The organism is Curtobacterium sp. MCBA15_013, from assembly GCF_001865095.1.
Classification (GTDB): domain Bacteria; phylum Actinomycetota; class Actinomycetes; order Actinomycetales; family Microbacteriaceae; genus Curtobacterium.
Genome location: NZ_MJGQ01000078.1, coordinates 129215 through 142661, shown reverse-complemented (window position 1 = coordinate 142661; position 13447 = coordinate 129215). Strand labels below are relative to the sequence as shown.

The following is a 13447-nucleotide window of genomic DNA, read 5'->3' as shown; positions in this document are numbered from 1 at the left end:
CCTACCGCACGCGTGATGGGACGTTCGCGCTGCGGTCCGGCTGCTCCGCGACGGGCGCGGCGGCGTGCTGTTCCGCGACGAAGGCGAGGACGGCTTCGCGCAGGTCGGTGTGCTCCTCGACGAGCACCGCGTGGATGCCGACGCTCTGCGCGCCCTCGACGTTGATCGGCATGTCGTCCGCGAAGAACGTGCGCTCGGCGGGCACGCCGTGGTGCTCGAGCGCGCGCCGGTAGACCTCGGGCTCGGGCTTGCGCGCCCCGAAGTTGCTCGTGGTGTCGAGGTGCTCGCCGAAGACGGGCGCGAGGGACGGCGCCCAGCGGTGGATCCACCGGCCGGCCAGCGGTCCGTTGTTCGTCAGGAGGCCGACCCGACCGTGCTCGCTCGCGACGCGCACCGCCTCGATCCGATCGGGCAGCTCGGTCATCGCGGCGCCGCGGATCCGCGCCCACTCGGTCTCGGGGACGTCGCAGCCCATGGCCTCGGCGAAGGCGGCGAGGTACTCGTCGCCGTCGGCGTACCCGCCGGCCTCGGCGCGCTGCTCGTTGCCGCAGTCCCACCAGCGGCGACGGAGCTCCGCGAACTCGTGCCCGGTGAACTCGGCGAGTGCGGCCATCCGCACCTGCCAGTCGTACCGGACGAGGACCTCGTCCATGTCGAAGAGGAACAGGAGGCGGGGCGCAGGGGACTCGTTCACGATGCCACCCATTGTGTCGCACTATCATCGTCGAGTCATGGCATCCCGATACGACTGCACCGACTCCGACGGGCTCCTGACCGGGATGCGGCTCGCACGTGCCGCACTCGGGCGCGGAGAGCTCGTCGTGGTCCCCACCGACACCGTCTACGGCGTGGCCGCGGACGCCTTCAGCGCGGCCGCCGTCCAGCGACTGCTCGACGCGAAGGGACGCACCCGGCAGTCGCCGCCGCCGGTGCTCATCCCCGGACCGCCGACCCTGGACGCGCTCGCGAGCGACATCCCGCAGCAGGTGCGCGACCTCGTCGACGAGTTCTGGCCCGGCGGCCTCACCGTGATCCTCCGTGCGCAGCCGTCCCTCGACTGGGACCTCGGCGAGACACGGGGCACCGTGGCGCTCCGGATGCCGGACTCGCGGATCGCGCTCGAACTCCTGCAGGAGGTCGGTCCGCTCGCGGTGTCCTCGGCGAACACGACGGGGGACCCGGCCGCGATGGACGCCGACCAGGCCGAGGCGATGCTCGGCGACAGCGTCGCGGTCTACCTCGACGGGGGCTCGCTCGAGCCGCACGAGGGGTTCGCGGAGTCGACCGGTTCGACGATCGTCGACGCCACGGGGCTCTCCGACGGCGGCAAGCTCCGAATCGTCCGCCACGGTGTGATCCCGGACGAGGAGATCACCAGGGTCGTCGGAGCCGACCTCGTCGGATGAAGTACTACCTGCTCGCCGGGGCCATCGCGGCCGTGGTGAGCTTCTGCGTCAGCTGGATCGTCTGGAAGCTGGGGCTGAAGTACAAGTGGTACCCGAAGGTCCGCGAGCGGGACGTGCACCGCACGCCGACGCCCCGGCTCGGCGGCATCGCGATGTACATCGGTGTCATCGTGTCCCTGCTCGCGGCGTGGTTCCTCTTCCCGTCGATCGCCGGTACCGACTACTTCCGGTTGGTGTTCTCCGAACCGGGTCGTGTGCTGGCGGTGCTCGGGGGAGCGACCATCATCGTGGTCCTCGGCGTCGCCGACGACATCTGGGACCTCGACTGGATGACGAAGCTCGCGGGGCAGATCATCGCCGCGGGGATCCTCGCCTGGCAGGGCGTGGCGATCGTGTCGCTGCCGATCGGCAACACGCTCGGGGTCGGGTCGTCCTACATGAGCCTGATCTTCACCGTGCTGGCGGTGGTGCTCGTCATGAACGCGGTGAACTTCATCGACGGCCTCGACGGACTCGTCGCCGGGGTGGCGATCATCGCCGGCGGCGTGTTCTTCCTCTACACGTTCTTCATCAACCGCGTGGTCGTGCAGACGGAGTTCTTCTTCAACCTGCCGTCACTGCTCACCGCCGTGCTCGTCGGTGCCTGCTTCGGCTTCCTCATCCTCAACTGGCACCCCGCGAAGCTCTTCATGGGGGATGCCGGCGCCCTGCTCGTGGGCTTCCTGATGGCCACCAGCGCGGTCTCGGTCACGGGCAACATCGACCCGGCTGCGGTGCAGACACGCCAGGCGCTGCTGCCGGCGTTCATCCCGATCCTGCTGCCGTTCGCGATCCTCATCGTGCCGATCCTCGACTTCGGGCTCGCGGTCACGCGTCGGCTCAGCGCGGGCAAGTCGCCGTTCTCGGCAGACCGGAAGCACCTGCACCACCGCCTGCTCGACATGGGGCACTCGCACTTCCACGCCGTGCTCATCTTCTACGCGTGGACGGCCACCGTGGCGATCGGCTGCCTGCTGTTCCTCTTCGTGGACTGGTACTGGGTGGTCGTCTTCGTCGCCGTCGGCTTCATCGTCTGCGCCGTCGCCACCTTCGCCCCGCTCGGCCGCAAACGCGCCGAGTTCGCCGCACAGGTCGCCACCCGGTCCACCGCCGTGGTGGACGCCAGCCTCGACCCGCTCGACCGGGCCGCCAACGACCGCTCGATCCCAGGAGACAACTCGTGACCGCACCGAACGCGCTCGACCACGTCCGGCCGGTGTTCCGCCGCATCATCACCTGGGGCGCGCTCCTGGCCGTCGGACTCGCCGTCGTCGGGGGAGTCGTCGGACTGCTCGTCGCCGGCGGTCCCGGGCTCGCCGGTGGCCTGCTCGGAGCCGTCCTCAGCGTGGTGTTCCTCGGGCTGACCGCTGTGAGCGTGCTGGTGGCGCTGCGCGTCTCCAAGGGGCAGATGATCTCCGGCGCGTTCTTCGGGATCGTGATGGGCACGTGGCTGCTCAAGTTCGTCGTGTTCATCGTCGTGCTCGTCCTGCTGCGCGACCGCGCCTGGGTGGACTTCCCGGTGCTCGCGATCGCGATCATCGTCGGGGTCGTCGGCTCGCTCGTGATCGACGTGGTCGCGGTCGCGAAGGCCCGGATCCCGATCGGGGTCAGCCTTCCCGGAGACTCCGCGTCTCCTGAGAAGGACGCGCCCCGCAACTGAGAGCCCGGGAAGCCTCTCGCACCTGATAGGCTTCTCGGAGTCCGCGTCCGGAGCATTGCTCGGAGCGGACGAGCCTCCACAACGTCCACCATCGCGTGCCATGCGTGCGCGCGCCGACACAGGAGACAGCGCTGCTATCCCACGCTCTTCCCCTGTCCCTCACCGCTGCGGGTAACACCGTTGCGGCGGGGAGCAGCAAGGCCGCCGAGTTCCATGGTCCGTCGATCAACGAGTTCTTCCCGGATGCGATCTTCTTCGCCGGGACGCCCTTCGAGATCGACCGACTCGTCATCATCCGGTTCATCGCCGTCGCGGTCCTGCTGCTGATCGGCATCATCGGGACCCGTTCGCTCAAGCTCGTCCCCGGCCGCGGCCAGGCGCTCATCGAGTACGCGTTCGACGTCGTCCGCCGGAACACCTTCGACAACCTGGGTGAGAAGGACGGCAAGCGGTTCCTGCCGCTGCTGGCCACGATCTTCTTCTCCGTGCTGTTCCTGAACCTCACGGGTCTGATCCCGGGGCTCAACCTGCAGGGCACCAGCCGCATCGCGTACCCGATGATCCTCGCGATCGTCGCCTACGTGGCGTTCATCTACGCGGGTCTGCGCAAGCACCCGGGCACCTTCCTGCGGAACTCGCTGTTCCCGCCCGGGGTCCCGTGGTACCTGTACATCATCGTGACGCCGATCGAGCTCGTCTCGACCTTCGTGCTCCGTCCGGTGACGCTGACCCTGCGACTCCTGATGAACATGGTCGTCGGTCACCTGCTGCTCGTCCTGTTCTTCGCTGCCACGCAGTTCTTCTTCTTCGACGCCTCGCTCGGTTTCAAGGCGTTCGGAGTCGGAACCCTCGCGTTCGGCATCGCGTTCAGCTTCTTCGAGATCCTGGTCGCGCTGCTGCAGGCGTACGTCTTCATGCTCCTGACCGCTGTGTACATCCAGCTCGCGCTGGCTGACGAGCACTGACCAACGACCTGAACTGACCCCCAATACGGCACGGCATCCGCCGGGCCGCATCCTGAAAGGAAAACACGTGGACGCAACGACCGTTCTCGCGGCAATCTCCGGCAACATCGCGACCGTGGGCTACGGCCTCGCGGCGATCGGCCCGGCCATCGGCGTGGGCATCGTCGTCGGCAAGACGATCGAGTCCGTCGCTCGCCAGCCGGAGCTCCAGGGCCGCCTGACGACCCTCATGTACATCGGTATCGCCTTCACCGAGGCACTCGCCTTCATCGGTATCGCGACGTACTTCATCTTCACCAACTAAGGCCTCTCGATGCAGAACGCACTCATCATCGCGGCCGAGGAGACGCACAATCCCCTCGTACCGCCGCTGTACGACATCGTGTGGTCCGCGGTGGCGTTCGTCGTCATCCTGCTGGTCTTCTGGCGGGTCATCATCCCGCGGATCACGAAGATGCTCGACGAGCGCACCGAGGCCATCGAGGGTGGCATCAAGAAGGCCGAGGCTGCTCAGGAGCAGGCCGCTGCCGCGCTCGACGAGTACAACAAGCAGCTCGCCGAGGCCCGTGCCGAGGCATCGCGCATCCGTGAGCAGGCCCGTTCCGACGCCAACGCGATCGGCAACGAGCTCCGCGAGCAGGCGCAGGCCGATGCAGCACGCATCACCGCCAACGCGCAGGCCCAGATCGAGGCCGAGCGTCAGAGCGCGCTCCAGTCGCTCCGGACCGAGGTGGGCACCCTCGCCCTCGACCTCGCCTCCGGCGTGATCGGGGAGTCGCTCAAGGACGACGCCAAGTCGACCGCGGTCGTGGACCGGTTCCTCGCTGACCTCGAAGCCTCGCAGGGTTCGTCGGCATCGTCGGCCGGGGAGCGCTGAGCATGCGCAGCGCCACCAGGGAAGCACTGGCGTCGACGAGGGCGGTGCTCGCCGACCTCGGCGGTGCGGCCGACCTCGCCGCCGGTGCCGAGATCCTCGCCGCAGGGCGTGCGATCGCCGGTGCGCCGCAGCTGCTCGGTCTGCTGTCCGACCCGACGGCCGACCCGGTCGGCAAGAAGGTGGTCCTCGACCGCGTCTTCGCCGGCCAGTCGGCCGCGACGCGTGCGGTCCTGACCGCGGTGGCCGGCTCGCGCTGGTCCTCGCACCAGGACCTGCTCGTCGGCATCGAGGACGCGGGCATCCGCGCCGTCGCCGCCACGGCAGCGTCCGGCACGCCGATCGAAGCCGAACTGTTCTCCTTCGAGACCGCCGTCCGTTCGGACGCCGACCTCGAGCTGGCGCTGGGCACCAAGCTCGGCAGCCCGTCGGAGAAGAGCGCCCTCGTCGAGCGGCTGCTCGGCGGCAAGGCATCGGAGCAGACCATCGTGATCCTGTCGCACCTCGTGCAGCAGCCGCGTGGTCGTCGAATCGGTGAACTCGTCCGCGATGCCTCGCGCATCGTGGCCGAGCAGGCCGGCAAGCTCGTCGCGACGGTCATCACCGCGACGCCGCTCACGGACGGCCAGGCGGCTCGCGTCGCCCGGGCCCTCGCGGAGCAGCACGGCAAGGGCATCAGCATCAACCACGTGGTCGACCCCTCGGTCGTCGGCGGGGTCCGGGTGCAGATCGGCGGCGACGTCATCGACGGCACCGTGTCCACGCGGCTCTCGGAGCTCCGGCTCCAGCTCGCCGGCTAGGCGTACCGTCGAAGCCGCTCCTCCCAAGTCCACAACGGGAACTGCCGAGTCAGGCAGCGTCACCCTCTCGGAGCCGAAGGGCCCCGGAAACCAACAAGGAAAATCCCATGGCAGACATCACCATCAGCCCCGATGAGATCCGTGATGCCCTGAAGGACTTCGTCTCGAACTACGAGCCGACGAAGGCCTCCACGGCCGAGGTCGGGCACGTCATCGACGCCGGCGACGGCATCGCGCACGTCGAGGGCCTCCCCGGCGTCATGGCGAACGAGCTCATCCGCTTCGAGGACGGCACGCTCGGCCTCGCGCAGAACCTCGACGAGGACGAGATCGGCGCCATCGTGCTCGGCGAGTTCGCCGGTGTCGAAGAGGGCCAGGAAGTCACCCGCACGGGCGAGGTCCTCTCGGCTCCCGTCGGCGACGGCTTCCTCGGTCGCGTCGTCGACCCGCTCGGCGCTCCGATCGACGGTCTCGGCGAGATCCCGGCCGAGGGTCGTCGTGCCCTCGAGCTGCAGGCGCCCGGCGTCATGTCCCGCAAGTCGGTGCACGAGCCGCTCCAGACCGGCATCAAGGCCATCGACGCGATGATCCCCGTCGGCCGCGGTCAGCGTCAGCTGATCATCGGCGACCGCCAGACCGGCAAGACGGCCATCGCGATCGACACGATCATCAACCAGAAGGCCAACTGGGAGTCGGGCGACGAGGACAAGCAGGTCCGCTGCATCTACGTCGCCATCGGTCAGAAGGGCTCCACGATCGCCTCCGTCAAGGGTGCGCTCGAGGACGCCGGCGCGATGGAGTACACCACCATCGTCGCCGCCCCGGCCTCCGACCCGGCCGGCTTCAAGTACCTCGCCCCGTACACCGGCTCGGCCATCGGCCAGCACTGGATGTACCAGGGCAAGCACGTCCTGATCATCTTCGACGACCTGTCGAAGCAGGCCGAGGCCTACCGTGCGGTGTCGCTCCTCCTGCGTCGTCCGCCGGGCCGTGAGGCCTACCCGGGTGACGTCTTCTACCTGCACTCCCGCCTGCTGGAGCGTTGCGCGAAGCTGTCCGACGAGCTCGGCGCCGGTTCGATGACGGGTCTCCCGATCATCGAGACGAAGGCGAACGACGTCTCGGCGTACATCCCGACCAACGTCATCTCCATCACCGACGGCCAGATCTTCCTGCAGTCGGACCTGTTCAACGCGAACCAGCGTCCGGCCGTCGACGTGGGCATCTCGGTGTCCCGCGTCGGTGGTGACGCGCAGGTCAAGTCGATCAAGAAGGTCTCCGGCACGCTCAAGCTCGAGCTCGCGCAGTACCGCTCGCTCGAGGCGTTCGCGATGTTCGCGTCCGACCTCGACCAGGCGTCGCGTCGTCAGCTGGAGCGCGGTGCCCGTCTGACCGAGCTCCTCAAGCAGCCGCAGTACTCGCCGTACCCGGTCGAGGAGCAGGTCGTCTCGATCTGGGCCGGCACGAACGGCAAGCTCGACGAGGTCCCCGTGGCCGACGTCCTGCGCTTCGAGTCGGAGCTGCTCGACCACCTGCGTCGCAACTCGGACGTCCTGACGACGCTCCGCGAGACGAACCAGCTCAGCGACGACACCGTCGCCGAGATGACCAAGCAGATCGACGAGTTCTCCAAGAGCTTCCAGACGAGCGACGGCAAGACGCTCGGGTCCGAGCAGTTCGAGGCCGCCTCGGTCGACGACGTCGACCAGGAGCAGATCGTCAAGGGTCGTCGCTAGATGGCAGCGCAGGTCCGGGTCTACCGACAGCGAATCAAGTCCGCGAAGACCACGAAGAAGGTCACTCGCGCGATGGAGTTGATCTCGGCGTCGCGGATCCAGAAGGCGCAGGCCCGCATGGCCGCGTCGGGTCCGTACTCGCGGGCCGTGACGCGTGCGGTGTCGGCCGTGGCGACGTTCTCGAACGTCGACCACGTGCTGACCACCGAGCCGGAGTCGTCGACGCGTGCAGCCGTCGTGCTGTTCACGTCGGACCGCGGCCTGAACGGTGCGTTCAGCACGAACGTCCTCAAGCAGGGCGAGGAGCTCGCCTCCCTGCTCCGCAGCGAGGGCAAGGACGTCGTGTTCTACCTGGTCGGGCGCAAGTCCGTCGGGTACTTCGCGTTCCGTGAGCGCGAGTCGGAGCAGCAGTGGGTCGGCAACACCGACCAGCCGGAGTTCTCGACCGCGAAGTCGATCGGTGACGCCGTCGTGGCGAAGTTCCTGCAGGACACGGCCGAGGGTGGCGTGGACGAGATCCACATCGTCTTCAACCGCTTCCTGAGCCTCGCCACGCAGGAGCCGCAGGTCGTCCGGCTGCTCCCGCTCGAGGTCGTCGAGGGGGTCGAGGCACCGTCGAACGACGAGCCGCTCCCGCTCTACGAGTTCGAGCCGGACGCCGACGCGGTGCTCGACGCGCTGCTCCCGGTCTACATCGAGAGCCGCATCTTCAACGCCATGCTGCAGTCGGCTGCTTCCGAGCACGCCGCCCGGCAGAAGGCGATGAAGGCGGCGAGCGACAACGCCGACTCGCTCATCCGCGACTTCACGCGTCTCGCGAACAACGCCCGACAGGCCGAGATCACCCAGCAGATCTCCGAGATCGTCGGCGGCGCCGACGCCCTCTCGTCGAAGAAGAAGTAGTCCGCGTCGTTCGCGGACAGTTACCCACCCTCAGGAAGGCACCAGCCATGACCGACACCGCAACCACCGCGGTCGAGACGTCGTCGGCGCCCGGTGTCGGCCGGATCGCCCGTGTCACGGGCCCCGTCGTCGACATCGAGTTCCCGCACGACGCCATCCCCGAGATGTACAACCTCCTGTTCACGACCATCACCATCGGTGACTCGTCGCAGGAGATCGGCCTCGAGGTCGCGCAGCACCTCGGCGACGACCTCGTCCGCGCCATCTCCCTGAAGCCGACCGACGGTCTGGTCCGTGGCCAGGAGGTCCGTGACTCGGGCGCTCCGATCTCGGTCCCCGTCGGCGACGTCACCAAGGGCAAGGTCTTCGACGTGCTGGGCAACGTGCTCAACACCGACGAGAAGCTCGAGATCACCGAGCGCTGGCCGATCCACCGCAAGGCCCCGGCCTTCGACCAGCTCGAGTCGAAGACCTCCATGTTCGAGACCGGCATCAAGTCGATCGACCTCCTCACCCCGTACGTGCAGGGTGGCAAGATCGGCCTCTTCGGTGGTGCGGGCGTCGGCAAGACGGTCCTCATCCAGGAGATGATCCAGCGCGTCGCGCAGGACCACGGTGGTGTGTCGGTGTTCGCCGGTGTCGGCGAGCGCACCCGTGAGGGCAACGACCTCATCGGCGAGATGGAAGAGGCGGGCGTCTTCGACAAGACCGCCCTCGTGTTCGGCCAGATGGACGAGCCGCCGGGAACGCGTCTGCGCGTGGCCCTGTCGGCGCTGACGATGGCGGAGTACTTCCGCGATGTCCAGAAGCAGGACGTGCTCCTCTTCATCGACAACATCTTCCGCTTCACGCAGGCCGGCTCCGAGGTCTCCACGCTGCTCGGCCGCATGCCGTCCGCGGTGGGCTACCAGCCCAACCTCGCCGACGAGATGGGTGTGCTCCAGGAGCGCATCACCTCGACGCGTGGTCACTCGATCACCTCGCTGCAGGCGATCTACGTGCCGGCTGACGACTACACCGACCCGGCGCCGGCGACCACGTTCGCGCACCTCGACGCCACGACCGAGCTGTCGCGTGAGATCGCTTCGCAGGGTCTCTACCCGGCGATCGACCCGCTGACGTCGACCTCGCGGATCATGGACCCCCGTTACCTGGGTGCCGACCACTACGAGACGGCCACGCGCGTCAAGCAGATCCTCCAGAAGAACAAGGAACTGCAGGAGATCATCGCCATCCTCGGTGTCGACGAGCTCTCCGAAGAGGACAAGATCACGGTCGAGCGCGCTCGTCGTATCCAGCAGTTCCTCTCGCAGAACACGTACATGGCGAAGAAGTTCACGGGCGTCGAGGGTTCGACCGTCCCGCTGAAGGACACCATCGAGTCCTTCCGCGCCATCGCCGACGGCGAGTTCGACCACGTGGCCGTGCAGGCCTTCTTCAACGTCGGTGGCATCAACGACGTCGAAGAGAAGTGGGCGCAGATCCAGAAGGAGAACCGCTGACATGGCGGCACTCACCGTGAGCGTCGTCTCGGCCGACCGCGAGGTCTGGTCGGGCGACGCCACCATGGTCGTCGCTCGCACGACGGAGGGCCAGATCGGTATCCTCGCGGGACACGAGCCGCTGCTCGCGACCCTCGCGCAGGGACAGGTCCGCATCACCCGAGCCGACGGCTCGACGGTGGCGGCGGACGCCGAGGACGGCTTCCTGTCGGTCGAGCACGACACGGTCACGATCGTGGCGCGGCAGGCCGCGCTGGCGTCCTGACCGGACTGACCGTCCTCCTCCCGCCTTCGGAGACGAAGCGGGAGGGCGGGGACACGGACCGCACGCTCGACCTGCGTGCGCTGTCGTTCCCGGAACTGGCTGCTGAACGGGCCGCGGTGATCACCGCGGCCCGTTCCGTCAGTTCCGAGGAGTCCTCGGCCCGGACGGCCCTGAAGCTCGGCCCGAAGTCGATCGGAGAGCGGTTCCGCAACCTGGAGCTCGACACGTCGGGCACGATGCCGGCGATCGACCGGTACACGGGTGTGCTCTACGACCCGCTCGGCTCCCTCGACGCGGAGGCTGCGACGCGTGCGTGGTGGTTCGAGCACGTGGTCGTGCAGTCCGCGATGTTCGGCCCCGTCCGCGGTGGCGATCTCGTCCCCGCCTACCGGCTGTCCCACGACTCGCGGCTCGGGTCCGTCCGGCTCGCGTCGCACTGGCCGGAGCCGGCAGCCCGGGTGCTCGCGGCGCACACGGCGGACGGGCTCGTGCTCGACCTGCGTTCCGAGGGGTACCGGCAACTCGGCCCCGTCGCCGGCGCGGTCGTCCCGCGCGTCGTGAGCGTCGACGGATCCGGTCGGCGGAAGGCGTTGAACCACTGGAACAAGACCGCGAAGGGTCGCCTGGTCGCGCTCCTCGCCCGGACGGGCGCAGCGGTCACGACGACGGCCGAGCTGCTCGACTGGGCCGGCGCGCACGGTGTCGTCCTCGAGGAGCACGACGGCTCGTGGGACCTCGTCGCGGAGAGCCTCGAGCCCGCGACGGTCTGATCCCGGTCCCGCCCCGCTCGTCCTCCACAGGACGGGTGGGGCGGGTCGCGTTCCACAGGTGCCCCCGTCGGCGGGTCCTGGAGGCGCGGCGTGCGTTTCGATGACGTGCATGATCCCCGTCACGACACGAAGCCACCCTGACGCCGCAGTGCGCTACCCGCGCGAGATCGCGGCCGCCGTCACCCTCCCCGCCGCCTGCGCGGCCCTCGTCGCGCCCGGCGACGCACCGTCGTCGCGTGGTGCGTCGATCGCCGTCGTCACGGCGTGCGGAGCACTGGCGACCCGGCTCGCGGTGATCCGGTTCCTCGCCGAGCCCGGGCCGATCGAGCCCCGTGCGGTGGCCGCCTTCGACCCCTTCTCCGACCCGACACCGCCGGCGCTGTGCGGGTTCGGTCCCGAGCCGGACCGGGCGCGACTCCGGACTGCCGGCGACCGGTGCGCCGATGCCTGGCGGCACTGGCGTGCGGAGGACCCGTCGGCCGGCTCGGCTGCCGGCGCCGCGGGGGCGTTGGCCGTCGCAGCGTGGTGCTCCTGGGCGCTCGGGTCCGCCGCGCGGGCACAGACGCGGGCGCAGCACGCCCTCGACACCCGGGCGGACGATCCGTTGGCGGGCCTGGTGCTGCGCTCGGTCCGGGCGGGCAGCGGTCCCGCGTGGGACCGTGGATGACGGTCGGCGGACAGGATCGTCTACGGTTGTCTCGACCACGCTTGGAGGGCTCGGGTGCGCGACGACGACATCGACGACACGGTCGTCCGTCGACCCCGCGCCGCCGTGTCCCACGAACCGGTGCACGCGTCGGTGGACGACCTGTTGGGCGACACCGTGATCCGTCCGGTCCCGCCTGTCGCCGACGCATCCCGAGTCCCGGGCGCTCCGGCCACCGACTCGGTCGACGACACGGTGATCCGTCCGGTGCCGCCGTTGCCGCCCGCGCCGGTGGTGCAAGGCGTCTCGGAAGCGCAGGACATCGACGACACGGTGATCCGTCCGGTGCCGCCCGTGCCGGGTGCGCCTGCCGCTCCGGCGACCGGTTCCCTCGACGACACGGTGCTGCGGCCCGGTCGCGCGCCGCGCCCGGAGGGCGGCTCGATCGACGACACCGTGGTCGGGGACCGGACGCACCCCACCACCCAGGGCGGGACGCGCGTCGGGGGCGAGCCGCGCCTCCCGTCCGACGTCCCCGCACCGACGACCAGGGTGCCGTCCGTGCGGATCGGCGACCGCGTCATCCGACTCGACCACCCCGTCATCGTCGGCCGGCGGCCCGCGCTGCCGCGGATCCTGCGCGGTCCGGCTCCCGAACTGGTGTCCGTCCCGTCGTCGAGCGGCCAGGTGTCGTCGTCGCACGTGATGCTGCACGCCGAGGGCGAAGCCGCCGTGGTCGACGACCTCCGGTCCACCAACGGGACCGTCGTGCGGCCCGCCGGGTCGGCGCCGTTCCGGATGCCGGCGGGTGCGTCGAACGTCGTGCTGACGGGTACGGTTGTCGAGATCGGTGACGGCAACGTGATCGAGGTCCTCTCGCCACACCTGCGGGTCGCACCGTCGTCGAGGGACCTCCCACCCCTTCCCACGTGGCCGACCGACCCACCCGCCGGCATGCCCCGAACCCCCAGAGAGCGATCCTGAAACGTGACCGAACTCGGCCGAGCAGCGACTGCGCACGCCATCGACGTCCCCGGTGCCGACGGCGCCACCCTGACGCTCTCGTGGGGAGCCGCGACCGACGTCGGTCGGCGCCGTGACCACAACGAGGACAGCTACATCGTCGGGGCGCCCTTCTTCGTCGTCGCCGACGGGATGGGCGGCCACCTCGCGGGCGACCGTGCGAGCGACGCCGTGGTCCGCCGCCTCGAGCAGGCGACGGAGAGCGCGTTCACGACGCGGCAGTCCATCCAGCGGGCGCTCCTGCTCGCCACCGCCGACATCGAGCGCGCAGCGGGCGGCAACGCGATCGGCGCCGGGACGACCGTCACCGGCATCGCGCTCGTCGCCGCGCAGGGACAGCCGGCCGCGCTCGTCTTCAACGTCGGCGACTCCCGGACCTACCGGATCGAGGGCGGCGTCCTCCGACGCGTCACCGTCGACCACTCGGTCGTGCAGGAGATGGTCGACGCCGGCCTCCTCCGCGCCGAGGACGCCGAGCGGCACCCGGACAGCAACGTGATCACACGGGCCGTGGGCTTCGGCGAGCCGCCGGAGCCGGACTGGTGGACCCTGCCGCTCCGTGCGGGGGACCGGTACATCGTGTGCTCGGACGGGCTCACCAAGGAACTCGGCGACGCCGGGATCGCCCGGATCGCCGCACGCGTGCCGGCGGCGCAGGACCTCGCCGAGCGTCTGGTGGGCGACGCGGTCGTCGCGGGCGGTCGGGACAACGTGACGGTCGTCGTCCTCCAGGTGGACGACGCCCCGGACGACGGCGACGTGGAGGACACGCTGCCGCGGCACTGAGTGCCCCCCGAACTGGGGGACGGGTGACCTCGGGCTGCGCGCAGTGTGCGGAATGTCGGTCACCCACGGTTC

At 69.5% G+C, this 13447-nt stretch carries 16 protein-coding genes; 15 read left to right on the top strand and 1 reads right to left on the bottom strand.

What is annotated here, in order from left to right:
- Position 1 precedes the first annotated feature (1 nt).
- The gene (locus BIV01_RS18160) at positions 2-694 is read right to left on the bottom strand and encodes an HAD family hydrolase (RefSeq protein ID WP_229085037.1); all 693 of its coding nucleotides are present in this window, start codon (positions 692-694) and stop codon (positions 2-4) included.
- Between the two features lie 37 nt (positions 695-731).
- Between BIV01_RS18160 and BIV01_RS18155 the strand changes: the two genes are divergently transcribed.
- From BIV01_RS18155 to BIV01_RS18085, 15 genes are all read left to right on the top strand, one after another.
- On the top strand, positions 732-1406 hold the full coding sequence (locus BIV01_RS18155; RefSeq protein ID WP_070416294.1) for an L-threonylcarbamoyladenylate synthase: 675 nt from the start codon (positions 732-734) through the stop codon (positions 1404-1406).
- On the top strand, positions 1403-2629 hold the full coding sequence (locus tag BIV01_RS18150; protein ID WP_070416293.1) for an MraY family glycosyltransferase: 1227 nt from the start codon (positions 1403-1405) through the stop codon (positions 2627-2629). Before BIV01_RS18155 ends, BIV01_RS18150 begins: the two co-directional genes overlap by 4 nt.
- Entirely contained in the window at positions 2626-3105 is a 480-nt protein-coding gene (locus tag BIV01_RS18145) for a hypothetical protein (protein WP_229085036.1), read from the top strand. Before BIV01_RS18150 ends, BIV01_RS18145 begins: the two co-directional genes overlap by 4 nt.
- A gap of 104 nt (positions 3106-3209) precedes the next feature.
- Complete coding sequence (atpB, locus tag BIV01_RS18140; protein WP_374115161.1) at positions 3210-4070, top strand: F0F1 ATP synthase subunit A; 861 nt, start codon at positions 3210-3212, stop codon at positions 4068-4070.
- A gap of 67 nt (positions 4071-4137) precedes the next feature.
- Complete coding sequence (gene atpE, locus BIV01_RS18135; RefSeq protein ID WP_022907197.1) at positions 4138-4374, top strand: ATP synthase F0 subunit C; 237 nt, start codon at positions 4138-4140, stop codon at positions 4372-4374.
- Positions 4375-4383: 9 nt separating this feature from the next.
- Positions 4384-4947 (top strand): F0F1 ATP synthase subunit B, encoded by a 564-nt coding sequence (locus tag BIV01_RS18130; protein WP_070416291.1) that lies wholly within the window; start codon positions 4384-4386, stop codon positions 4945-4947.
- 2 nt (positions 4948-4949) lie between these two features.
- On the top strand, positions 4950-5744 hold the full coding sequence (locus BIV01_RS18125) for a F0F1 ATP synthase subunit delta (protein ID WP_071303754.1): 795 nt from the start codon (positions 4950-4952) through the stop codon (positions 5742-5744).
- A gap of 107 nt (positions 5745-5851) precedes the next feature.
- Positions 5852-7480: a F0F1 ATP synthase subunit alpha gene (gene atpA, locus BIV01_RS18120; protein WP_071303753.1), complete on the top strand. Its 1629-nt coding sequence runs from the start codon at positions 5852-5854 to the stop codon at positions 7478-7480.
- The gene (locus BIV01_RS18115; RefSeq protein ID WP_070416288.1) at positions 7481-8383 is read left to right on the top strand and encodes a F0F1 ATP synthase subunit gamma; all 903 of its coding nucleotides are present in this window, start codon (positions 7481-7483) and stop codon (positions 8381-8383) included. It abuts the gene before it with no gap.
- Between the two features lie 47 nt (positions 8384-8430).
- Complete coding sequence (gene atpD, locus BIV01_RS18110) at positions 8431-9885, top strand: F0F1 ATP synthase subunit beta (protein ID WP_022905457.1); 1455 nt, start codon at positions 8431-8433, stop codon at positions 9883-9885.
- A gap of 1 nt (position 9886) precedes the next feature.
- Positions 9887-10150: a F0F1 ATP synthase subunit epsilon gene (locus BIV01_RS18105; protein WP_022905458.1), complete on the top strand. Its 264-nt coding sequence runs from the start codon at positions 9887-9889 to the stop codon at positions 10148-10150.
- Positions 10147-10920, top strand: a complete 774-nt coding sequence (locus BIV01_RS18100; RefSeq protein ID WP_139199565.1) for a YaaA family protein — start codon at positions 10147-10149, stop codon at positions 10918-10920. The genes BIV01_RS18105 and BIV01_RS18100 overlap by 4 nt, the downstream gene beginning before the upstream one ends.
- 148 nt (positions 10921-11068) lie before the next feature.
- Positions 11069-11587 (top strand): hypothetical protein, encoded by a 519-nt coding sequence (locus tag BIV01_RS18095; protein ID WP_071303751.1) that lies wholly within the window; start codon positions 11069-11071, stop codon positions 11585-11587.
- 54 nt (positions 11588-11641) lie between these two features.
- Positions 11642-12550 (top strand): hypothetical protein, encoded by a 909-nt coding sequence (locus BIV01_RS18090; protein WP_071303750.1) that lies wholly within the window; start codon positions 11642-11644, stop codon positions 12548-12550.
- A gap of 3 nt (positions 12551-12553) precedes the next feature.
- Complete coding sequence (locus BIV01_RS18085) at positions 12554-13375, top strand: PP2C family protein-serine/threonine phosphatase (RefSeq protein WP_070416284.1); 822 nt, start codon at positions 12554-12556, stop codon at positions 13373-13375.
- Positions 13376-13447 lie beyond the last annotated feature (72 nt).

Coding starts and splice junctions, on each gene's coding strand:
- BIV01_RS18155 (WP_070416294.1), top strand. CDS start 732: ATGGCATCCCGATACGACTGCACCGACTCCGACGGGCTCCTGACCGGG.
- BIV01_RS18150 (WP_070416293.1), top strand. CDS start 1,403: ATGAAGTACTACCTGCTCGCCGGGGCCATCGCGGCCGTGGTGAGCTTC.
- BIV01_RS18130 (WP_070416291.1), top strand. CDS start 4,384: ATGCAGAACGCACTCATCATCGCGGCCGAGGAGACGCACAATCCCCTC.
- BIV01_RS18125 (WP_071303754.1), top strand. CDS start 4,950: ATGCGCAGCGCCACCAGGGAAGCACTGGCGTCGACGAGGGCGGTGCTC.
- atpA (WP_071303753.1), top strand. CDS start 5,852: ATGGCAGACATCACCATCAGCCCCGATGAGATCCGTGATGCCCTGAAG.
- BIV01_RS18115 (WP_070416288.1), top strand. CDS start 7,481: ATGGCAGCGCAGGTCCGGGTCTACCGACAGCGAATCAAGTCCGCGAAG.
- atpD (WP_022905457.1), top strand. CDS start 8,431: ATGACCGACACCGCAACCACCGCGGTCGAGACGTCGTCGGCGCCCGGT.
- BIV01_RS18105 (WP_022905458.1), top strand. CDS start 9,887: ATGGCGGCACTCACCGTGAGCGTCGTCTCGGCCGACCGCGAGGTCTGG.